Genomic DNA, 22,443 nt, shown 5'->3' with positions numbered 1-22,443 from the left:
CTTGATTGCGACTACTATATATTGAATATCTGCTTTCACGCTTCTATATAATCAAAAAATTCCGTCAAGCGGTAGCTTGGCGGAATTTTCCAGCCAGGACTGCTTAACTCAAGTTGACATCAAGACGTGTTGCTAACCTGACATGCATTTAATTTGGATATGATCGCTAGGTGAAAGATAAACCTAAGTCCCTTTCTAAGCAAACCCCCTTTCCTTTACATTCCCAAACAGGTAAATTCAATCCAAAGCGGCGATTACACTTTTGGCGTTTTAACTCAAAATTTGACACAAATCTGGCCTACAGCGCTGCAACAAGTAAAATTTTAATGGTTATCCTTAAACTAGAATGAGTTACTCTTTGATCGTCAGCCTATTAACACCAGGATTTGAATTAAGGGCAAAAAAAGTATAGCTCACTTCTCGCAACGACCTGCCTTGACCGATGATTGTTGAGGCGGGTGAAGCAATTTTAAAATTTTGGTTAGTGGTCATGGAAGTTATTTTTAAGGTGATTCGACAGCAACAAAATTCCTCCCCCGTAGTGCAAACCTACCTCGTAGAGGCTCAAGCAGGTAATACAATTCTGGATTGCCTCAATCATATTAAGTGGGAGCAAGATGGAACCTTGGCGTTTCGCAAAAATTGCCGTAATACCATTTGTGGTAGCTGTGCTATGCGAATTAATGGGCGTTCGGCTTTAGCTTGTAAGGAAAATGTTGGCAGTGAACTTGCCAGATTACAACAAATAGCATCATCCCAAAGTAAAGTAAATGCCATTGACGAAATCACGATCGCCCCTCTGGGCAATATGCCCGTGATTAAAGATTTGGTTGTAGATATGAGCAGTTTCTGGAATAATCTAGAGGCAGTTGCTCCTTATGTGAGTACGGCAGCACGACAAGTACCAGAAAGAGAGTTTTTGCAAACACCAGAAGAGCGATCGCGCCTCGATCAAACTGGCAACTGTATTATGTGCGGTGCTTGTTACTCTGAATGCAATGCCCGTGAAGTTGATCCAGACTTTGTAGGCCCCCATGCCCTTGCCAAAGCTTACCGGATGCTAGCAGATTCCCGCGATCGCGACACCGAAAATCGTTTAGCAAGCTACAACGAAGGTACTAAAGGCGTATGGGGTTGCACGCGTTGTTTATACTGCGATTCAGTTTGTCCAATGGAAGTTGCACCATTAGAACAAATCACCAAAATTAAACAAGAAATTCTCACCCACAAACAAGTCAGCGATAGTCGCTGGCTTCGTCACCGGAAAGTATTGGTGGATTTAGTTAAAGAAGGTGGTTGGATTGATGAACGTCAATTTGGTTTACAAGTTGTCGGTAACTACTTTCGGGATTTAAAAGGATTACTCAGTCTTGCACCCCTCGGTTTGCGAATGATCCTCCGGGGTAAGTTTCCCCTATCATTTGAACCTTCAGAGGGAACCGAAGAAGTGCGATCGCTCATTGAATCTGTGCAACAAGAAATGGGGAGTAGGGAGTAGGGAGTAGGGAATAGGGAGTAGGGGGAGTAAGGGATTTTATTTCTCCACACTCAGCAAGTAGAGAGTAGGAGGTAGAGAATTTTATTTCACCACTCCCTACTCCCCACTCCCCACTCCCCATTTTTTCAACGCGGTTCTTGAGGTATATTCAACGGCTGTCCATTGCGGTCATATACCAAAACATCCCACTGCCCGTTGTTACTAGATTCAAAAGCAATTCTACTACCATCAGCGCTAATGGTAGGGTTGCGGACTTCCGCTTGCAGGTTATTAGTCAAATTCCGTGATTGGCGTGTTTCCCGGTCATAAAGAAAAATAGCCGATCGCCCCTGACGACTAGCACCAAAGACCACATAACGACCATCTTGTGAAACGCTAGGATGAGTTGCGATCGCATCAAAGGAGTTTAAACCTGGCAAATCAACCAAATCACGAGTTACCGTATCAAACATATAAACATCTTGGCTACCCCGTCGGTCAGTAATAAAAACAATGTATCTCCCAGAAATTTGGGGGTCTAATTCCGACGCTAAACTATTGAGACTGCGACCCCCTGGATCAAAGGGATAATTCAAAATGCGAGGGTAGCCAAAACATCCAGTCAATAAACTTAAGCAGAAAAATACAGGTATAAAATAAACACGTTTCATATATTAGTCATTAGTCATTAGTCATTAGTCAATAGTCTCACAACTTTTAACTCCTAACTCCTAACTCCTAACTCAGTAGAGACGCGATTAATCGCGTCTCTACCCACTCCTAACTTTCCCCTACGGAGGTGAACCTACAGTTGCACCGTTGGGAATATCTAACTCAATATTTGGCCCCCGGTCTAAGACTTCAATATCCCACTGACCACGGCTGGCGGTTTCAAAAACAACATAACGTCCATCTGGGCTGATATTTGGTTTTCTGACCCAGCCGCGATAGATTGGTGTGACGATTTGCGACTGTTGCGTAGCGCGATCGTAAAGCGCCACCACTGGTCTACCTTGGTCGCTAGTAAGATAAGAAATGTAACGCCCTGTGTAGCTCAAACTAGGACTTTCGGCAATTGTTTCCTGCCGATTTATCCCCGGTATGCTAATAAATAGTTGCCTCTCCAAATCGTACACTAGTAGCTGCTGATTACCATTCCGATTAGATACAAACGCTAAAAAGCGCCCATTTCCACTCAAAGCAGGTTGCTCCTCAGTGTAGCGACTGTTGAGGGAAGTAGGCCCTGTGGGAATATCGTTAGAACCACAAGATACAAGCAAACTTGTTAAACCAAAAACCAGGCTCCAATGAATAGGTCTTTGGAGCCAAAATGTCGGCGTAAATTTTTCCACCTCAACTGCTTTCCGTCGCCTCTAAACCTACTTCCACGCCAACTGTTTTAAACATCGTCATAATCAGTCAAATTATCTGGCTCCTGATTTGGCTTTTCAATCGGGTTATATGGCACATAATCAGTTGGTATGGCGTCATCATCTTCGCGCCCTCTTCGAGGAGTTGAGTCAGTGGGTGGACGACGCCTTCTTGGTCTGGGAGCAACATCATCTTCACGATTTTCTGGTTGCTGGGGTCTGTTATTACTGCGGCGAGAAGGTTTTCTGACTTCCCCTCCCGAACTTTCCCAATCATCAACTTGCCTAGATGAAGAACCCCAATTTTCTTCTTCAGAGCTTTCTGAAGGGCGATTCACAGGACGGCCAGAAGTCCGCCGACGCGTTTTATCAGCTGGAGCCTGTCTTTCGCTACTGGTGCTGTTACGGCGTTCTGTACGACGGGGGGGTTGCTCCTCGTAGTAATCATCACGAGTTGAAATCTCATCCCTGGTACCCTGAATCCGGCGACGCGGGGGGCGTTCTTCCTCATCTTCATAAGGCAGTGGATCTAAGTCTGCCTCCATCTCAGCCCCATAATTCTTGCGATTACGGTTCATTGAATAATTTCCGCTTACCTCTCGCTCATCGTCCACAATCGGAGTGTTGCGCTTTGCTTGCTGGGTAGCTATACTCCGCAGACGAATACTTTCAACTGCAAAAAACACAGTTGTGCCGACTAAAAGCAGTTGACCAAATTGTAGAATCGGGTCTAGCCGCCATCCTTGAAACACGAGAATGAAGCCGCACAGCAAGCCGACTGCTGCAAAAAAGATATCTTGATCCCGTGACAATTCTGGACGCACAGTGCGGAGAAAATACAGTGCTGCCCCAGCCACAGCCAGGAAAATTCCTAGAATACTGGCTGAGTTTGCCCCAAAATTTACCTGAGCCAGAAAACTGGCTGAGTTCAGCCCAAAATTTATCATTGCTGTTTTCCCAATATCAAATCTATGTTAGCGAGTCACAATTAAAATCACTACTGTAATTAAAGACGATATATTGAAGCTTCAAAGCCTCTGGCAAAGAAGCTCTGAAGCTGTTCACCGAAAAATAAAAAAACCTATGTCTGTTAGCTACAACTGCTTCTTGCGGCAAACACTGCTGCTTTTGGTGCAATTATAAATACCTGACAGACAATCGGTTGTGAGAGTCAAACTGACTCTCATAAGCATTATGAACGCTGAATTTTATCTTTCTGGCTAATGAAAATTAGACCAACTGTAACAGGGATCACAACAATTGCACTACCCCAAGCCAAACTCCAAAGAAAATTTGCTAAAGAAGGCGTCATACTTCTAAACCTTTTTTTACACACTTCATCCTAATTTTAATAGTGTATTACTTTCTTGAGAAGCCTCTAACTCTGAACTGCCAAACTTGGTAACTGCTTTCACTAGTTGTTGAGTTAACCGCGTGAGCGAGTTTGCTTTTCTTTTTCAGAAGGAAGTGACAGTATTTGGTTAAAATAAGGATGAGAGTGCTTTACAAAGCTTAAAATTTTCTGGCGATGTCTACGACGGGCTATTCGGTGACGCAAAGCGCGGTGAGCCAGCCCGATCTTCTCGCTTTGGTGAGAGACTAGCGCCAACTCTTGGAGACGCTCCGCGTTGGCGGAAGCCTCTCCAAGAGTTGGGGGTTTCCACGCCACTTCCTTCAAGCCTCTTAACCCGGCCAACGGAGTGGCTCCCCTTTCCTCGACTGGCGTTAGCGACGTAGGAGCATCACCCGTTCGCGTAGCGTCTCCGACAGGAGAAGGGCTTGCCGTTGCCTAAGTTTTCCTTTCTTCACAGATAGATAGATAGATAGATAGTAACTGAAACCGATGACTGGTGTTAACCTGACTGCTTGGATTCTGGGCCCTGTGTTGGGACTGATGACATTTTTATTTATATTCCGGATCATTCTCACTTGGTATCCGCAAGTGAATCTGAATCGTTTGCCGTTTAATTTAATAGCTTGCCCGACTGAACCATTTTTAATCCCGTTGCGAAAACTAGTCCAACCCATAGGCGGGGTAGACATTACACCTATTATTTGGGTTGGTATCTTCAGCCTGGTGCGAGAAATCCTGCTAGGTCAGCAAGGATTGCTGACTATGCTATCTCGTGTTAATTAGGGTACAGGGTACAGGGTACAGGTTATACGTTATGAACCCTGTCCCCTGTAACCTATAACCTGTACCCTTCCTACGATAATTCAAACCTTACAAATAGACGATTTGGGCTATGAACCCTGTACCCTGTAACCTATAACCTGTACCCTTCCCACTCCCCACTCCCTTAACCGTTCATTTCCTGCACAAAATTTGTATAGACATTACCCTGCAAAAACTGTGGATTTTCCATAATTTTTTGATGAAACCCAATGGTGGTGGGTAGTCCAGTGATGGCACATTCCCGGAGTGCGCGTTTCATGCGGTTAATAGCAGTGGGTCGGTCTGGCCCCCAAACAATCAATTTGCCGATCAAAGAATCGTAGTAGGGCGGGATTTGGTAATCTGTGTAAACGTGGGAATCAATCCGAACACCAGGCCCTCCAGGGGGAAGATAGCCACTAATCCGCCCAGGAGAAGGGCGAAAGTCATGATCGGGGTCTTCAGCGTTGATCCGGCATTCGATCGCATGACCCCGTAAGACTACTTGATCTTGGGTAAGCTTAAGTCTTTCCCCTTGGGCAATCCGAATTTGTTCGGCAACCAAGTCTACCCCAGTAATCATCTCTGTTACAGGATGTTCTACTTGAATCCGGGTGTTCATTTCCATAAAGTAGAATTTACCGGATCTATCCAAGAGAAACTCGATAGTACCCGCCCCAGTGTAGTTAATGAATTGGGCAGCTTTGACAGCAGCTTGTCCCATTTTCTCACGCAAATCTTGGTCGAGAGCCGGACTTGGTGCTTCTTCCAGTAGCTTTTGATTCCGGCGCTGAATTGAGCAATCCCGTTCGCCCAAGTGGATAACATTACCGTAGTTATCCGCCAAAATTTGAAATTCGATGTGGCGGGGACGTTCAATAAATTTTTCTATGTAAACGCCAGAATTTCCAAAAGCTGCTCCTGCTTCGCCTTGGGCGGCGAGAAAAAGTTTGACAAATTCATCTTCAGAACGAACTAGGCGCATACCCCGTCCACCACCGCCGGCTGTGGCTTTGATCATCACTGGATAGCCGATATCCTTAGCGAATCTTAATCCTTCTTCCTCGGATTCTACCAACCCCTCACTACCTGGTACTGTGGGTACTCCAGCTTTTTGCATGGTTTCTTTGGCAGTGGATTTATCCCCCATCCGCCTGATAGCTTCTGGAGTTGGGCCGATAAAAGCAATATGATGGTCAGCACAGATTTCCGCAAACCGGGCATTTTCTGCTAAAAAGCCATAGCCTGGATGAATGGCAGTGGCATTGCGTGTCAGTGCGGCAGCAATAATATTGGGAATATTCAAATAACTTTTACTGCTAGCAGGTTCGCCAATGCAAACAGTTTCATCAGCAAGTTGGACGTGAAGAGCATTACGGTCAACGGTCGAGTGAACCGCAACTGTCGCAATCCCCATTTCTTCACAGGCGCGGAGAATGCGAAGGGCGATTTCTCCCCGATTGGCAATTAATATTTTGTCAAACTTCATTTTTTAGTTTCGATATCATTACCAGTAGATTGACATTTTCTGTGATCCAACTTGAAACGACGCTTTCACACTATTTCAAATTATCACAGGAGATTCGCCACCCTGATTCTAAGCAAACTCGCATATTGCAGGCTTGCTGCCTCTACGGGTCTTACAAGACTAACAACATTCATTCATTGCTGCTGTAAGTCTTGGCTAGCTTACCAAACTGGGCTTTTGCTTCGGCGTAGCCTGTCGTAGACATCTCCTACTGCGGGTGGTTACGCCATCGAAAGACTGCCGAACACAGTAGCTCTACCCTTTTTAATATCACTTGTGCAGTTGCTAAATTTCTGTCAGTCTGATACCACCTTGAGAAAATTTATATTTTTGAGCAACTGAATTTAGATATCACCTTACTATAATTATTTTCTTATGCTATAGTCTATCTTTAGACAAACCATGCGGATGTGGCGGAATTGGTATACGCGCACGCTTGAGGTGCGTGTGGCTTTGCCTTGCGAGTTCGAGTCTCGCCATCCGCATTTTTGCTTGTTTAGTCATAGGGTCAATAGTTAAGGGTCAAAAAACCTTAGACTATTGACCCTTAAATCTGAACCTAGCTCTAATACTCTTCAAGGCAACAATGCTTGCTAAGAGACTGCCAAATAAAAAAGTACTCAACTACTTTTTGTGGGGTGGGCCAAAAAGCCCGCCTTTGGCTATGGGCGGGCTTTTCGGTCTACCCCACAAGATTGAATAATTTATTTGTTGGAAATCCCTAGATAAGTTTGTAGTCTAGCCCTTTAGGGAAGCAAGTTACGTGTAAGTCCTTGTAGTAAGCACTTTAGTGCTTACTACATACTTAGAAAATTTGACAAAACGAAAAAATCTTTTCCCACCGCCCACTCCCCACTCCCTACTCCCCAGCCAGCAAAATTGCCTTGCCAAAGTACTAATTTTTTATGCTTTTATAGAGAAAGGTGAAGTTTTGTAAAAAGCATTGAGTATAACTTTTACGCCGACAAACAACTTAACACTGCCAGCAGCTTGGCATCGCCTCACTCCGATTTGGCAAGGAGGGGAGGAAATAATTCAACAAAGTTTACCTCACACTCAGCTGGCACCTGCGTGGCAGCTAATGCTTTTGGGTGACGGCTCTCCAACACGTCATTTAGAATTGCTTACAGGTGAGGCTGTAGAAGTAGATGTGATTGATATGTCATTGATTGGCATGGACTTGGATGCTGCTCCTGAGTTAATCCAAGCTGTCCCAGAGCCGCGACTACGGCGACAAGTGTGGCTGCGTACTGCTTCTGGGCAGCGATTAGCCTATGCTACTTCGTGGTGGGAAGCCAGTCATGTAGATGAGTATTTGCAAAATCGTTCATTACCAATTTGGGCGAGTTTAGCTCGTCTTCGTACAGAGTTGTATCGGGATGTTCGAGGAATTTACTACGGTGACTCATCGGCGCTAGAGTCTGGTTTTGATGTAACTGGGCCTTTTTGGGGTCGCCATTACTTGTTTTGGCATCATGGACAGCCACTAACCTTAATTTATGAAGTTTTTTCGCCTTATTTAACTAAATATTTGGGGCCTATGCAGCTGAGTGCAGTTAATGCTGAGGCATAATACCATTGAAAAATTCAAACGTGTTCTTAGCAGCAGCCTAGTACCCCTTTTCTACGAGACGCTGTATATAGCGTGTTTGTTTGAAAAAGTAGGCTCCAATTCAAAATTTAATTTTTAATCAAAAAGTACCAGTTTATCCTCAGCAAAAATAACAACTGTTTTGTATAATTTTGATGCAAATTCCGAAAAATGATAATTCGGCAACATATCTGATTTGTAAGATTGGTAATCCATGCGAAATGCCGGATACTGAATTTATCTAGGTTAGATAAAGTCAATACAACAGATGGAAGTTCTGTAAATAGAAGGTAGTGTGGGTTGCTGATGACTTGCAGCAATGCCCAAGTTAGTTATATCCTCAAAGTGCTTGAATGACGGATTTAAATCTCGAAGAATTTCCGCAGAGGCAACCGTCCAAAAGGAAGTGTCCGGCGAAATTCAACAACCCGTGTTAAAAAAGGTAACTAACCACTAAAACACCGCTTTTGAAACAGTAGGGAAGGTTGATTACGGAAATATGATCAACAATAATTACTAATTGCTAATTCGTAATTAAACCGATAGCGCAGCGAAGCGCGAGTATTCGTAGAGAAGCGCGTCTGGTAGAGAGCATCGGGTGAGAGTAAGAGAACTCTACAGGTCGTGCCGTTATGGGTGGGGTCTAAATTCGCATCCGTAACGTAATTACTGTCTTGGTAGCGCGAAGGAGTCCGCGTACTCCTGCGTCTAAGCAAGCTAGCAAGAGCGTCTGTCTGCGACAGGCTATTCGCGAACGCACGAGAGCGTCATTTGTAATTACGAATTAGAAATTGTTAATGTCTAGGATGGAGACATTTATGCAGTTAAGTGTCCTAGATAACGAGAAACTTTTTGGTTAACTCAACCAATCAAACAAGTAATGAGTTTGCAAGTATGAGGTATAGGTTTCGATGGCACCGCCTCTTGTGTCTGTTCCGATGAAGAAAGATAAAAATAAAAAACCGTCTCTGGTGTTGACGCTCTCGGCTGCTGGGTTATTGATTGGTGCTGGGAGTGCAGCATACTGGTTGTTAAGCCAGAGACAACCATATTGGAGCGATTTGCTAGTAGGTGCAAATATTATTCCTGGTGATGCCCTGTTTGCGGTTTCTCTGACAACAGATCCCCAGCAGTGGCAGCAATTGCGGCAGTTTGGGACAAGAGAAACCCAAACAGAACTGGACAAAAATTTAGTAGAATTGCGCGATCGCTTTCTGACTAATAATGGTTACGACTTCCAGAAAGATGTCGCTCCTTGGGTAGGCGATGACGTGACGATCGCAATTCTCGCCCCAGCAACAGCGAGTAAACCTGCACCCAAACCAGTTACCACCAATGAAGATGCTGCCAATGATCAGCAGTCGATGGTAATAGTATTGCCAGTGAAAAACCCAGAAATCGCCAAAAGCATTTTGGCACAACCCAAAACCCTTAAACAAGGCAAATGGATTGACCGTACTTATCAAGGGATCGCCATTAAACAAAATCAGGGACAAGCAGGGGAAAACTTCTCAGCCGCATTATTAGATGGGCGTTTTTTAGTCATAACTGATAATCCCAAAGCCACAGAACGAGCGATCGACGCCTACAAAAATAAAACATCCCTAGCGACAACAGGGGGCTTTACTGAGAATTTTCGGAAAATTGGCAATTACCAACCCTTTGCCCAGTTTTACGTAAATGTGCCAACAGCAGCCAAAATAGCCGCAGCTTCTCCAAACCGCCCTTTACCTGCTCAAGTTTTGGCTCAACTGCAAAATAACCAAGGTTTAGCGGGGACAATGACCTTAGAGCCAGAAGGAATCCGCTTCAAGGGTGTTTCTTGGTTAAACCCTAGTAGCCAACGTGTGCTGGCGGTAGAAAACAAAGCTGGGGAAATGCAAAGCCGCCTACCAGCAGAAACCTTAATGATGCTATCTGGCGGTAACTTACAGAGGTTGTGGGGAGATTACGTTTTAACATCTCAGGGAAATCCTCTCTCGCCGATCGCACCAGAACAGATCAGAGGTGGTATCAAATCTCTTACCAATCTCGATTTAGATAAGGATTTACTCAGTTGGATGAAAGGCGAATTTTCCTTATCAGTGATTCCGACTACTGCAAAACAAGGTTCACCAGATAATTTTCGTGCGGGTTTAGTGTTCATGGTACAGGGAAGCGATCGCCAATCAGCTGAAACATCCTTAAAACAGCTTGATGACGTGATGAGAAATCAATACCAGTTCCAAGTCCAACCGGCAAAAGTCGCAAATCAACCTGTTGTTAACTGGGTTTCACCCTATGGTACGTTAACGGCCACCCACGGCTGGTTAGATGGAGATATCGCTTTTCTAGTAGTGGGCGCTCCCATCACTGATAAAATTGTTTCCAAACCCAACAACACACTAGCTAGCACGATCCCCTTTCAACAAACAGTTCCTACAGAACCAAATCCGACAAATGGTCAATTTTTCCTGGATGTGGAACGAACTGTGAAAAATTTCCCTTTACCAACTTTAATTCCCAATCAACAAACTTTGCTAGATGCAACGCGCTCAATTGGGATGACATCTGCTGTCAGCGACAGTCGCAGTAACATCTACGACATTTTTATCGGACTGAAAAAAGTTACGAACTCGACTGCCTTGCCTAGTCCAGGAAGCAATAAGGGGAACTTTGTTAAATAGGGGAGTGGGGAGTGGGGAGTGGGGGAGTGGGGAGTGGGGGAGATGAGGGAGATAAGGAAGATGAGGGAGTAAAGAATAGCAAATAAATTCTTCCCAATGCCCAATGCCTAATGCCCCATGCCCTATTTCCCATTCCCCCTGCTTCATGACCCTGTAAGCATATAGGATCAGAACAGTCAGAATCGGTATTTTAAATCATCCACGGAGAGAACACTTTATGAACCTGGTTGTACTCCAGAACTGGCTGGACAATGCCTCCTTTGCGATATTATTCCTGACAATGCTGGTGTATTGGGGAGGAGCGGCTTTTCCGAATCTGCCTTATCTAGCCGCTTTGGGGACAGCTGGGATGGCGATCGCTAATTTGTGTATGGCGACTCTACTAGGGGCACGATGGATAGAAGCTGGTTACTTTCCTCTAAGTAATCTTTATGAATCTCTATTTTTCTTAACTTGGGGAATTACCGCCGTCCATCTAATTGCCGAAAATAGTAGCCGTAGCCGCTTAGTAGGAGTTGTTACAGCTCCAGTGGCAATGTTGATCGCGGCTTTTGCTACCATGACATTACCATCCCAGATGCAAACGTCAGAACCCCTAGTACCTGCCTTGAAGTCAAATTGGCTGATGATGCATGTCAGCGTCATGATGTTGAGTTATTCGGCTTTGATGGTGGGTTCGTTATTAGCGATCGCTTTTTTAGTTGTCACTCGCGGTAAAAACATCCAACTACAAGGTAGTTCTGTAGGTACTGGTGGCTATCGTAGCAACGGCTACCGCTTGCACAAAGCAGCTGAACTAATTTCTCAACCACCAGCCCCTCTTGTCGAAAATAACGGCTTTGCCCGTTTTGAAAGTAGTAGCAACGGCAACGGTAACGGTAACACCGCAGTTTTGGGTTTAGTAACTACCTCTGAACCTCAAATAGCATCTGCCGAACCTCTTTCACCTCAGCGCCTTAGCCTTGCCGAAACCCTCGACAACATTAGCTATCGGATCATCGGGCTAGGATTTCCCCTGCTGACAATTGGGATCATTGCCGGTGGCGTTTGGGCTAACGAAGCTTGGGGTTCTTACTGGAGTTGGGACCCTAAAGAAACTTGGGCATTAATTACCTGGTTAGTCTTCGCCGCCTATCTCCACGCCCGGATCACTCGCGATTGGCAAGGGCGTCGTCCCGCAATTTTAGCCGCCACCGGCTTTGTTGTTGTCTGGGTTTGTTATCTAGGTGTGAATCTTTTGGGTAAAGGTTTGCATTCTTACGGTTGGTTCTTCTAAAAACCTGATTTATGTGGCGAATTGCCCTGATCCAAAAATAATCAGGGCGTTGCTTGATATGAGTATGAATTCTTCTTTTTAATCTCATGTGAAGATATGTAAAGTAAATATCCTGATTTACTTTGGCTCTTTGCATGAGAGCTTTTCATACCATATATTGAGTAGCACTAAATCTATAAAATCATCATTTTATTTCGGATGAACTGCTAAATCTGTGGAAAGTATAGATTTAGTGACAGGAGATTTTTATGGAAGATGGATTCGAGAGACTGAACCACAATGAAGTTGTGTCTATAGAACCAGACACTTTTAATAAGTTAGATATTTCTAAAACTTTTAAAGTGCGTGATTTGATTACAGCAATTAAGGAATATATTGGAGCAGATGAGACAGATGAAGTAAATTTGTATACCCAAGGATTAAACTGTGAAGTTTTGCAGTTTAGTACTCAGGGATGGAAAAAAGGAAAAGTTAGACTTGCTTTAGAATTTTGTCCTGATGAATCTGAATCACCACTTGATGAAATTTTTGAAAAACTCAAACAAGTAGAAAACTAATACCCAATAAGCAAGGGTACTCAAGTCTGAGAACCTTAGTCTTTTTCTGCTAGTTTACAGTGTAAACACAAGTCTTCTAGAGTTGCCCGATAAACTTTTGATCCCCCCAACCCCCCGATAAATTGGGGGGTAAGAACAAGGCCAGCAAGCTCAACAATAAGCTAAATTATTAGTAGAAAAATTGCGTATAGGCATTCGCGCAGCGTCTCGTAGAGAAGAGGCTTGTCGTTAGACATCGCTCGGTGTAGATCCTGATTCTTTCATCTAAATTATCATCAATATTCATTAATAAAATAAAGATGTACTAATAACTAAGGAATGGGAAATCAATCATGCTAAATTACGATCCATTAGCTTGTTTGCCCTCATCTGAAGAACTGCCAGACTCTGACGATACCCCTGTAGATAATGAATTACAAGATTTAATTCCCGGTTTACTCAAAGCGCTTCTAGCAATGGCTTGGTCAGAACGCATGGATTGGTTTTTTGGCGTAGATATGGGTATTTATTATGACCCAGACTTACCGCCAATAGTACCAGATGGGTTTTTGAGTTTGGGCGTTGAGCGATTTTATGATGAAAACCTCCGCCCTAGTTACAGGGCTGTTTCATTCTAAATTTTGACATTTTATGCCTTTACGAGAATGTGTCATTTTAGGCTTCAGAGATTCCATCTTTCGACGGCTGAAAGTACCTAAATTTGTTGCCTAAATCTAGAATGAAATGACCCTGCCCTAGTTATGTGCTTTGGGAAGAAAAGAAACTACCAATATTAGCGTTGGAAGTAGTATCTCAAAACTACCGTGGCGAATACTCAACTAAGAAAGCAGAGTATGCAAAGCTAGGGATTTTGTATTATGTAGTTTACAATCCATTTCGTCGCCGAAAGCCACGGTTGGAAGTATACAAATTAATTAATGGTAGTTACACTGCATTAGAAGATGGTAGTCCCGTTTGGCTACCAGAGATTGGTTTAGGAATTGGCATGGAAAGGGGAACTTATCTCGGCATTCCCCGCGAGTGGTTGTATTGGTATGATCGGCAAGGACAAAGGCTTTTAACACCACAAGAACAAGCACAACTTGCCCAAAAACGCGCCCAATTATTAGCAGAACGGTTGCGATCGCTCGGCATAGATCCTGATTTAATCTAAATTATTCGTGAGAAACATAGATCCCCGACTTCTCGAAGAAGTCGGGGATCTGGACACCGCAATACATTGAGATTTGGTGTCAAGTCCAAACATTTAAATATTTTTATCGTTAGACATCGCTTGGCGTAGATCCTGATTCTCTTTCCTGAATTGCTGTAACAAACTCATTAACCAAGCTTTGAGGTTCACAAATGAAGCTCCGAGGTTCATTAACGAAGCTCTGAGGTTCACGAACGAAGCTCAAAGGTTCATCAACGAAGCTCCGAGGTTCATTAATGGAGTTCAAAAACTCATTCACGAGTATAAAAGACTCATGCGCCAGTATCAAAGACTCGTCCGCGAGTATCAAAGACTCATTCACGAGTATAAAAGACTCATGCGCGAGTATCAAAGACTCATTCACGAGTATAAAAGACTCATGCGCGAGTATCAAAGACTCATTCACGAATATAAAAGACTCATCCACGAGTATCAAAGACTCGCTCACGAGTATCAAAGCCTTATTACAGCAGTTTTCATTTACTTAAATTACCCTCTTACCTTCTTCTTTGCGCCTTTGCGCCTCTGCGTGACATAAAAATCTTTCAGTAATTACGAATTACGTTAGCGTAGCGGGGCGTAGCCCATTACGAATTACCCTATCAAGACTTGCACTCACTCTTTCAGCGTGTGGTGACTTCAATCGCTGGAAAATCTCTAAAGCTGGTTGCAAATAGGATATCGCTTTAGTGTATTCACCCTGCTGTTCTGCCAAATGTCCTAACCACCTCAGAGTATTTGCTTGAGTTTGGACATCACGAATGCGTTGAGTTATTTCCAAAGACTGATTGTAGAGTGTGATCGCTTCATCCACTTCCCCTTTGTTGGCGTAGATACCTGCCAGTTCGTGCAACGTCGCCGCTTTGCCTTGGACATCACCAATGCGTTCATTTATTTCCAAAGACTGATTGTAGAGTGCGATCGCTTTATCCACTTCCCCTTTGTCGGTGTAGATATTCCAGACATTGCAACGTCGCCGCTTTGGTTTGGACATCCCCAATGCGTTCAGTTATTTCCAAAGACTGATTGAAAAGTGCGATCGCTTCATCGATTTTCCCTGTATTGGCGTACATAACTGCCAGATTGTTCAACGTCGCTGCTTTGGTTTGGACATTACCAATACGTTCATTTATTGCCAAAGACTGATTGAAAAGTGCGATCGCTTTATCCACTTCCTCTTTGTCGGCGTAGATCATTCCCAGACAGTGCAACGTCGCCGCTTTGCCCTGAACATTACCAATGCCTTCTTTGATTTCCAAAGACTGATTATAGAGTGCGATCGCTTCATCCACTTCCCCTTTGTTGGCGTAGATTCTTCCCAGTTCGTGCAACGTCTCCGCTTTGCCCTGAACATTACCAATGCGTTCAGTTATTTCCAAAGACTCATTAAAAAGTCGGATCGCTTCATCCACCTCCCCTTTGTCAGCGTAGATACTTGCTAGATTGTGCAACATCCTCGCTTTAGTTTGGACATGACCAATGCATTCAAATATTTCCAAAGACTGATTGTAGAGTGCGATCGCTTGCTCCACTTCCCCTTTGTTGGCGTAGATCATTCCCAGTTGGTGCAAAGCTACGGCTTTACCTTGGACATAACCAATGCGTTCAAATATTTCCAACGACTGGTTGTAGAGTGTGATCGCTTGCTCCACTTCCCCTTTGTTGGCGTAGATCATTCCCAGTTGGTGCAAAGCTACGGCTTTACCTTGGACATAACCAATGCGTTCAAATATTTCCAACGACTGGTTGTAGAGTGTGATCGCTTGCTCCACTTCCCCTTTGTTGGCGTAGATCATTCCCAGTTGGTGCAAAGTTACGGCTTTACCTTGGACATCTCCAATGCGTTCAGTTATTTCCAAAGACTGATTGTAGAGTGTGATCGCTTGCTCCACTTCCCCTTTGCTGGCTTTGAGTATCCCAAAATGATTATAAATTAATGCTAATTCTCGTTCGTCTTCTGCGGGACAAAGATTTAAAGCTTGTTCGTAATAGTTTAATGCTCGATCAACCTCACCTATTTGGTGTTCACAATAAGCAATTTCTCTGAGAACACTATGGTTTTTAGTAATTTCTAAAGTTGATTTGCACAAATGTACTGCTTCTCGAAATCGACTTTGATTCCGCAAGTATATCGCCAATGAACTAGCTATTTTCCCCGCAATTCCTTCATCCTTCCCCAACAAAGCCAAGCGATGAATTTCTAAACTTTGTGCTTCTGTAGCAGTTTTCGCCTCCCACCACAGGCGATACAAAATTTGTGCAGCTTGTTTATACAACTCTTCACCCTTGGGGTTTTCTGGAAACTCTAGCAACGGTGACAAAATCCGGGGAACACGATACAACCTCTCTGTGTTGTTGGTGAGGGTAACTTCCAACAAACCCAAAATTTCAGCGCGTTGAATATGACTTTCCCAACTTGAGATATCCTCACAAATCGGAGAAATCGCAGCTAGAGGAACAGGTAACTCATACACCAACAACTTCCCCAGCATTTGACGCAAAGCTGGAGTTTGCTGCTTCAGCAATTCCTCAGCCAAAATATCCTCACGAAATTCCTTTTCCTTATCTGCCATCTTTTGCAGAATCATCTCAACTCCCCTCATATACCCCTCCTCGCTTGCGGGGAGGGGTGCCGTAGGCGGGGTGGGGTTCTGTGAATTTTGCAAAATCTTATCTAACCATTCCAACAGCCGAGGATTTCCATCTGCTGCTGTTTTGGCACGTTCGGGCAAATCTGGCTGAAATTGCCAACTGCCATTAAACGAATCTAGACGATTATACTTTTTAATTAAATCTGCCCCACCCAGAGCACCCAGAGGTTCGCGGTACAGACGATGATTCAGTTCCGACAATGTGAAATCGTAGCGACAGGTAATAATTACCTTGTGGGGAAGTTGGGAATTTTGAATCGCCTTCAGCAACGCCAGCAGTACATCCACAACTTGTGGTTGCAAGACATAAATCCCATTTCGTAAATCCAAATTAGCCTCAAAGTCATCCAGCACAAACACGAAACGCTGTTCTTTGGTATTCAGTCCTTCAGTGAAAAACTTGGTGAGGCGCTGCATCAAGGGTAACTTGCCATTGAGAATATCATGCCCCCGTTCCGAGGTACATTGTTCAGCAAGGGTTTTGAGCAGTTTGTCCTCATCCAGTTGCCGAAAGTTCACCAGCCTGTGATAGCCAACCATCCTTTCCAGAAGTCGCGCCGTCACAGTACTCTTACCCACACCCCCCAGTCCGTGAATGAGTACCCCTAATGAAGTGCGAATCGCTTTGAGACAACGTTGCAAAGTCCGCCGTCTCCCAACAAACTCAAAGGGTTTCGCCACCCGCACCTGTTTGGTATCGGGATCTAAAAACTGTTCATAAGCAGGTTCCGGCGCAGAGGGTGGCACATCTCCCAACACTTCCACCAACGCACCGGGACATTCTCCCTGAACATATAACCGCAACAAATGCCAGTCACGTACATTCTGTTTAAACAACTGCTTGTAAGTGCTAGCGAGTGCTTCAGCTAATTGATATCCGGCAGCCAATTTGCCGTAGAGGTGCGCGGCGGCGGCTGTGGCTGTCCGATCTTCCACAGGCCGCCCCCAACTTAAAACCGCCCTAGCCCCTTGTGCAATCAGTGCCTCAGCCATTGAAGGGACAGCCCCTTTATCTGGTGCTTGTCCAGTCCGACACCCAGATAAAAACACCAACTTAGGAAAGCGAAACCGGAAGACTTCCGCAAGTTCTGCGGCTGTGGTTTCGTGGCGTTCCCCAATATCCGTCTCAGTAATAAAGTAAGGCGTATTCGCCTCTAAATCTTCTCCCCTCCTTGCTTGCGGGGAGGGGTTAGGGGTGGGGTTCTTTTCCGCTTCAGGAGGAGTAATTGAGGCGTGTCCTGTGAGGTGAAACACATCAAAGTCATTAAAATAGCGACTCCACACCTTACCCAACTCGCTAACGCAACCGCTTTCTTCCACCCGCAAATCAACAGCAAAATCTCGCGTATCTGCCAGAATTCTCGCTTCTTCCTGTTCAAAGTCTAACTTTGGTTGCACATCTTCCGGGTCGGTTGCCATAAACAATACTCGCAATTGTCGTGCTTCCACAGAAAACGGTTCTGTTTCTTTCTCAATCCAGCGCAGAGGCAAAACCACTGGATTAACGCGCTTTACCAAAAAATCCTCACCATCATGCAGCACTTCCCAAGGTAGATGTGCCAGTTTTTGATCAGTATCAATAGCAATTACCAACCCCTCACCGCGACAGTTAGCAATTCCACGACTCAACCACCGTCCATCCCCATCCAACCAAAAAAATAACTGCTGCCCGATTCCTGGTAAATTGGGCAGCAGTTTATAGTAATCTCGTTCGCCTTGGTTGAGTAAATCAGCGATTTCTGCTAATTTCAGGCGACGTGATTCATAGTGATTTTTTTGAGGTAGCCAATACCTGAGTTCAACTGTTTCCTGCGTACTTTCCCGAAGTTGAATGCGGATAGTTTGCACTTATTTGCTGATAGATTTGAGGATTTCCGTGATTTCCTCTATAGTAGCTTCTTCGAGTAAAATCCTATTTCCAGTCTCAGGGTCAAGAATTACCACATCAAATTGCTTTCCTGGATGGGATTTATGCCATTCTTGATACCATTTGCGAATTTGTTCAGCTAAAGCCACAGCACCACCCACAATGCCAATAATAGTAGCGATCGCCGCCAAAGTTCCCTCTCTTTGCGTCGGAATTTCATAGCTTCCCGATACTCCAGGAATTTCTAGCAAAGCCTCGGCTGCTGCTGGTGCGCCTTCACCCTCAATACCGACTTGAATTCCTGCCATTAAATCACCTATGAATTTATACAAGATTCTGTATATTATGCGTTGAATTGGGGATAAGGTTCACGCACAGAAACAGAGAGAATTGCAAAATTATTTACTTTGTGTTGCAAGAATTGCCTAAAATAAGGCAACAAACTCAAACCTGGAAGCCCAAATTGAATCTGACTTTCAAAAATTACGAATTACGAATTAGTATGAGAAGTTCCAAATATGGTGTGGACTCCCCTACATGCAAAAATACATCGCACCATCCGATCGCGCCACTTATTTGAGCGCAACCACCGGCTATTAATTGCTGTCTCTGGCGGACAGGATTCTCTGTGTTTAATAAAATTACTTTTAGATTTACAATCAAAATGGGGATGGTATTTAGGTATTGCTCACTGTGATCATCGCTGGCGTTCTGACTCGGAAGCTAATGCTCATCACGTTGAAAACTTAGCTAAAACTTGGGATATATCCTTTTATTTAGAAACAGCGATCGCTCCGGTAAATAGTGAAGCTGCTGCACGCGATTGGCGCTATCAAGCTTTAAGTGCGATCGCCAAAGCAAATAATTATCAATATATAGTTACAGGACACACCGCAAGCGATCGCGCCGAAACTCTCCTCTACAATTTAATTCGCGGTACTGGTGCTGATGGCTTACAAGCCCTAACTTGGCAACGCCCTCTAACTACAGGGATTATGCTAGTGCGTCCACTTTTAGAAATTACGCGAACCCAAACAGAGCAATTTTGTCAAGAGTTGAAATTACCAATTTGGGAAGATTCCACCAATCAAGATTTGCAATATGCCCGCAACCGCATTCGCCAAGAGCTTATACCATATTTGCGGGAAAATTTCAACCCCCAAGTAGAATCAGCCTTAGCCCAAACAGCAGAACTTCTCCAAGCGGAAGTGGAATATTTAGAAAAAGCTGCCCAGCAGTTGCGGGATGGGGCATTGGGCATTGGGCATGGGGCATTGGGCATGGGGCATGAAGAAGATTCCTTTACTCCTGTTCTTCCCTTGAGGTTAAATCGTCGGGTATTGCAGAAAGCACCATTGGCGTTGCAACGTCGGGTGATGCGTCAGGTATTACAGCAAATACTGACTGATGCCCCCAGTTTTGAACACATTGAGAAATTAACGGCTCTAATTATAGCCCCCAACCGATCGCAAACTGATCCATTTCCTGGTGGTGCGATCGCTCAAGTAGAAGGTGATTGGATCTGTTTAAAATAGTTATTTAAAGTCTTTTTGTGATCAGGGACGATGCACATTATTAGTTTTAGAATATTAAGAAAATATGCAGAAACCCATGCAGATTGTCAGGAAGCATTAAACAATTGGTATAAAGTTGCCACTAAAGCGAAATGGTCAAATTTAGTTGAAGTACAGCAGGTTTTTCTTAAAGCTGAAGCTGTTGGTAATTTTACAGTTTTCAATATTAAAGGAAATAAATATCGCTTGATTGTTAGTATAGATTATCAAGGGCAATTAATTTATATTAAGTATATCCTCACCCATGCGGAATACGATAAGGAGAACTGGAAAGATGACCCTTACTTTTAATCCAGAGAAATACAAGGAATTATTAACAGCTTATCTTCCCAAGCTGATAAAAAGTGAAGCTGAGAATGAGCAAGCTTTAGGGATAGTAGAAGATTTAATGCACCAGGAACGCACCCCAGAAGAAGACGAACTTTATCACTTATTAATTATTTTAATTGAAAAGTTTGAACAAGAATATTATCAGCCAAGCCAGCAGAATAATCCTGTATCCATGTTGTTATTTATTTTAGAAGAATCTGAGAGAAGTAAAGATGATTTAGTAGCGGTTTTAGGGACAGAAGATTTGGTTGATAATATTTTAAATGGACAAGAGAAGATAAATACAGAACAAGCGCGTAAGCTGGGAGAGTTTTTTCATCTAGAATCTAGTTTATTTATGGAATAATAACTAAGTTCGTAGTTGGGCTTTAGCACAAAAAAATAAGTTAGGGCTGAAGTGTGATCGCAAACTGATCCATTTCCTGGTGGTGCGATCGCTCAAGTAAAAGGCGACTGGATCTGTTTGAAATAGTTCGCCCTCTGCTCTTAGGCTGCGAATTCCCCCAATCCAAGAATCCACCTCTGGCTCCACAAGAGCGATCGCCACTTCAACTTTGTCAAATCCAGAATAAAAGCGGATATCGCCCCAGTTGTTACAGAAACTAATAGTGTCCATGATTATCTCAGTGGTAGTAGCGATGTAGAATCAGCGTTATCCGAATATACTTGTTATTTTAATAACGTCTTTTAACCCAAATTCGCTGTGAAGCAACAGTTAATCCTGATAATAATGAAACAGAGGGGAAATCAAAAGTTAAGAGAAGACCAGATGTTTATATTGAGAATAATACAATAGTTGAGGTAGAAACATTAAGAGGTAAGGCATACGGAGAGAACGTTTTTCTTGATTTAATACAAGATATATCAATAAAAATAGATGGATGGCCTAGTCAAGCGAAGTATGTCTGGCTGGTACTTCCTGGATTTGAAATTGCCCGTAATTACTATCAACTAAAAAAAACGCAAGAAATTTTAGAAGAAAAATTAATAGAAAAATATGATAAATCAATTCAATTTTATATTATTGCTCCCGATTATAAAAATCATCAACTAATTCCTGTATCATTTGATTTGATAAGCTATCCATCCTTTCAAAGAAGACCAGTAGAGTCTAAAACTACAAAATCTTTTACTTCAGAAGAACCAATAATTTATGACTTCCAATATGTCAAGGGTTTAAATGAAGAGAAGAGTAAGCTTAATAAGCTCTTAAAACTACAGTTAAAAGGAATTAATAGTCGTATTAATGGAATATTATTTTTTGGCTTACCTGGATGTGGTAAGACTCTTTTAGCAAATGCATTTGCTAACGAATCTGGAAGATACTTCTTTAAGCTGTCTCCATGTGATATTCAGAGTATGTGGATTGGACAAAGCCAAAAAAACTTGAGAGCTATTTTTGCTCAAGCTAAAAAGAAAGCGCCATCTGTCGTATTTATTGATGAATTAGATAGTATTGGCTTTAGTAGGCATGAACTACACGCACATACAGATCAAAAAGCGACCATTAATCAACTCTTAATAGAATTAAATAATATTGCAGAACATGATGTAATCGTTATTGCAGCAACTAACTATCTAATTGGCATTGATAATGCCTTAAAACGTTCGGGTAGATTAGATTGGAAAATACCTATTTTTCCACCTAATGCACCTGAAACAACTGAGCTATTCAAACATTATCTTTCACTATCAAAAATTTGCGATAATCTTTCAGTTACAACCGAAACTTTGAATTTAATAGATTATCAAGAATTAGGCAAGGAAAGTAAAAAGCTAACTCCTTCTGACATTGAGCTAGTTTGCAAAGAAATTAAAAATGATATTTTACTTGATGAAATTTCGCCTCAATTAACAACTTCATGTGTGGCTTCTTATATAAATAACCTTAGAGAAGGAAATTTAACACTAATAGAATCCCAAGTTTCACAATTTATAAGTGAGTGTAAGAGCTTAAGTATAAAAAATTATAAGCTTGAACAGCTAGAGAATGAGTGGAATATTTATTGAATCAGATATAAATTAAAAATTAATACCAGACCCAAGGCATCAATTTAATGCAGTTGACAATTGCCTCAGAGAAAGCGATCTCACAGCAAGCAAAGCAATTAATTGGGCGGGTACAATTAGAGGATGTTTGAAAAGTATTGGGCCAATAGAATTCACTACTACACAAAGCTTAGTCCACCTCCGTGGACTAACACACTCA

The 22,443-nt window shown here is 43.1% G+C and carries 20 protein-coding genes, 1 tRNA gene and 1 pseudogene; 12 read left to right on the top strand and 10 right to left on the bottom strand.

From position 1 onward, the window contains the following. Nucleotides 1-490 precede the first annotated feature (490 nt). Complete coding sequence (locus tag HWQ23_RS03670) at nucleotides 491-1,498, top strand: succinate dehydrogenase/fumarate reductase iron-sulfur subunit (RefSeq protein WP_292823685.1); 1,008 nt, start codon at nucleotides 491-493, stop codon at nucleotides 1,496-1,498. 125 nt (nucleotides 1,499-1,623) lie between these two features. Here the strand turns inward: HWQ23_RS03670 and HWQ23_RS03665 are convergent, their stop codons facing one another. From HWQ23_RS03665 to HWQ23_RS03645, 5 genes are all read right to left on the bottom strand, one after another. Next, the gene (locus HWQ23_RS03665) at nucleotides 1,624-2,148 is read right to left on the bottom strand and encodes a TolB family protein (RefSeq protein ID WP_292823682.1); all 525 of its coding nucleotides are present in this window, start codon (nucleotides 2,146-2,148) and stop codon (nucleotides 1,624-1,626) included. Between the two features lie 120 nt (nucleotides 2,149-2,268). Continuing rightward, nucleotides 2,269-2,829 carry a TolB family protein gene (locus HWQ23_RS03660; protein ID WP_292823679.1) on the bottom strand — a complete coding sequence of 187 codons (561 nt, stop codon included), beginning with the start codon at nucleotides 2,827-2,829 and terminating at the stop codon, nucleotides 2,269-2,271. Between the two features lie 47 nt (nucleotides 2,830-2,876). Then, on the bottom strand, nucleotides 2,877-3,794 hold the full coding sequence (locus tag HWQ23_RS03655; RefSeq protein WP_292823677.1) for a Ycf66 family protein: 918 nt from the start codon (nucleotides 3,792-3,794) through the stop codon (nucleotides 2,877-2,879). A gap of 245 nt (nucleotides 3,795-4,039) precedes the next feature. Beyond that, nucleotides 4,040-4,159, bottom strand: a complete 120-nt coding sequence (psbX, locus tag HWQ23_RS03650; RefSeq protein ID WP_292763886.1) for a photosystem II reaction center X protein — start codon at nucleotides 4,157-4,159, stop codon at nucleotides 4,040-4,042. 114 nt (nucleotides 4,160-4,273) lie between these two features. Next, on the bottom strand, nucleotides 4,274-4,516 hold the full coding sequence (locus HWQ23_RS03645; RefSeq protein ID WP_292823674.1) for a hypothetical protein: 243 nt from the start codon (nucleotides 4,514-4,516) through the stop codon (nucleotides 4,274-4,276). 174 nt (nucleotides 4,517-4,690) lie between these two features. Between HWQ23_RS03645 and HWQ23_RS03640 the strand changes: the two genes are divergently transcribed. Further along, the gene (locus HWQ23_RS03640; RefSeq protein ID WP_292823671.1) at nucleotides 4,691-4,984 is read left to right on the top strand and encodes a YggT family protein; all 294 of its coding nucleotides are present in this window, start codon (nucleotides 4,691-4,693) and stop codon (nucleotides 4,982-4,984) included. Nucleotides 4,985-5,147: 163 nt separating this feature from the next. Here HWQ23_RS03640 and accC read toward each other — a convergent pair whose 3' ends face one another. After that, nucleotides 5,148-6,491 carry an acetyl-CoA carboxylase biotin carboxylase subunit gene (gene accC, locus HWQ23_RS03635; RefSeq protein WP_292823668.1) on the bottom strand — a complete coding sequence of 448 codons (1,344 nt, stop codon included), beginning with the start codon at nucleotides 6,489-6,491 and terminating at the stop codon, nucleotides 5,148-5,150. Nucleotides 6,492-6,934: 443 nt separating this feature from the next. Here accC and HWQ23_RS03630 point away from each other — a divergent pair. The 6 genes and pseudogenes from HWQ23_RS03630 to HWQ23_RS33565 all read left to right on the top strand — a co-directional run bounded on the left by HWQ23_RS03630 (nucleotide 6,935) and on the right by HWQ23_RS33565 (nucleotide 13,773). After that, nucleotides 6,935-7,015: transfer RNA gene (locus HWQ23_RS03630), tRNA-Leu, on the top strand. A gap of 458 nt (nucleotides 7,016-7,473) precedes the next feature. Further along, nucleotides 7,474-8,103, top strand: coding sequence for a chorismate lyase (locus HWQ23_RS03625; protein WP_292823665.1), 630 nt, complete (start codon nucleotides 7,474-7,476; stop codon nucleotides 8,101-8,103). Between the two features lie 929 nt (nucleotides 8,104-9,032). Beyond that, nucleotides 9,033-10,787 carry a DUF3352 domain-containing protein gene (locus HWQ23_RS03620; RefSeq protein ID WP_292823662.1) on the top strand — a complete coding sequence of 585 codons (1,755 nt, stop codon included), beginning with the start codon at nucleotides 9,033-9,035 and terminating at the stop codon, nucleotides 10,785-10,787. Nucleotides 10,788-11,004: 217 nt separating this feature from the next. Next, nucleotides 11,005-12,063, top strand: a complete 1,059-nt coding sequence (gene ccsB, locus HWQ23_RS03615) for a c-type cytochrome biogenesis protein CcsB (RefSeq protein WP_292823661.1) — start codon at nucleotides 11,005-11,007, stop codon at nucleotides 12,061-12,063. Between the two features lie 248 nt (nucleotides 12,064-12,311). Continuing rightward, the gene (locus HWQ23_RS03610) at nucleotides 12,312-12,620 is read left to right on the top strand and encodes a KGK domain-containing protein (RefSeq protein WP_292823660.1); all 309 of its coding nucleotides are present in this window, start codon (nucleotides 12,312-12,314) and stop codon (nucleotides 12,618-12,620) included. A 332-nt stretch (nucleotides 12,621-12,952) separates the two neighbouring features. Then, a pseudogene (locus HWQ23_RS33565) lies at nucleotides 12,953-13,773 on the top strand (Uma2 family endonuclease). A gap of 598 nt (nucleotides 13,774-14,371) precedes the next feature. Here the strand turns inward: HWQ23_RS33565 and HWQ23_RS33350 are convergent. From HWQ23_RS33350 to HWQ23_RS03590, 3 genes are read right to left on the bottom strand one after another with little or no spacing between them, the layout of a single operon-like run. After that, on the bottom strand, nucleotides 14,372-14,806 hold the full coding sequence (locus HWQ23_RS33350) for a tetratricopeptide repeat protein (protein ID WP_365740492.1): 435 nt from the start codon (nucleotides 14,804-14,806) through the stop codon (nucleotides 14,372-14,374). Beyond that, on the bottom strand, nucleotides 14,739-18,311 hold the full coding sequence (locus HWQ23_RS03595; protein WP_365740490.1) for a tetratricopeptide repeat protein: 3,573 nt from the start codon (nucleotides 18,309-18,311) through the stop codon (nucleotides 14,739-14,741). Before HWQ23_RS03595 ends, HWQ23_RS33350 begins: the two co-directional genes overlap by 68 nt. Further along, nucleotides 18,312-18,638, bottom strand: coding sequence for a hypothetical protein (locus HWQ23_RS03590; protein ID WP_292823658.1), 327 nt, complete (start codon nucleotides 18,636-18,638; stop codon nucleotides 18,312-18,314). It lies immediately after the preceding gene. Nucleotides 18,639-18,848: 210 nt separating this feature from the next. On the opposite strand from HWQ23_RS03590, the gene tilS reads away from it, so the two are divergent. From tilS to HWQ23_RS03575, 3 genes are read left to right on the top strand one after another with little or no spacing between them, the layout of a single operon-like run. Then, on the top strand, nucleotides 18,849-19,865 hold the full coding sequence (gene tilS, locus HWQ23_RS03585; protein WP_292823655.1) for a tRNA lysidine(34) synthetase TilS: 1,017 nt from the start codon (nucleotides 18,849-18,851) through the stop codon (nucleotides 19,863-19,865). A 30-nt stretch (nucleotides 19,866-19,895) separates the two neighbouring features. Further along, the gene (locus HWQ23_RS03580) at nucleotides 19,896-20,195 is read left to right on the top strand and encodes a type II toxin-antitoxin system HigB family toxin (protein ID WP_292823652.1); all 300 of its coding nucleotides are present in this window, start codon (nucleotides 19,896-19,898) and stop codon (nucleotides 20,193-20,195) included. Then, nucleotides 20,179-20,580 (top strand): helix-turn-helix domain-containing protein, encoded by a 402-nt coding sequence (locus HWQ23_RS03575; protein ID WP_292823649.1) that lies wholly within the window; start codon nucleotides 20,179-20,181, stop codon nucleotides 20,578-20,580. The genes HWQ23_RS03580 and HWQ23_RS03575 overlap by 17 nt, the downstream gene beginning before the upstream one ends. Before the next feature lie 3 nt (nucleotides 20,581-20,583). On the opposite strand, the gene HWQ23_RS03570 is transcribed toward HWQ23_RS03575, so the two are convergent. Then, complete coding sequence (locus HWQ23_RS03570) at nucleotides 20,584-20,850, bottom strand: hypothetical protein (RefSeq protein ID WP_292823646.1); 267 nt, start codon at nucleotides 20,848-20,850, stop codon at nucleotides 20,584-20,586. Between the two features lie 455 nt (nucleotides 20,851-21,305). Here HWQ23_RS03570 and HWQ23_RS03565 point away from each other — a divergent pair, with 455 nt between their 5' ends. Then, nucleotides 21,306-22,244, top strand: a complete 939-nt coding sequence (locus HWQ23_RS03565) for an AAA family ATPase (RefSeq protein WP_292823643.1) — start codon at nucleotides 21,306-21,308, stop codon at nucleotides 22,242-22,244. Nucleotides 22,245-22,443: the final 199 nt, after the last annotated feature.

Origin of the sequence: Nostoc sp. JL33 (assembly GCF_017114985.1) — a bacterium.
Classification (GTDB): Bacteria; Cyanobacteriota; Cyanobacteriia; order Cyanobacteriales; family Nostocaceae; genus Nostoc.
The sequence above is the reverse complement of the archived record's forward strand: the minus strand, read 5'-3'. Positions and strand labels throughout refer to the sequence as shown.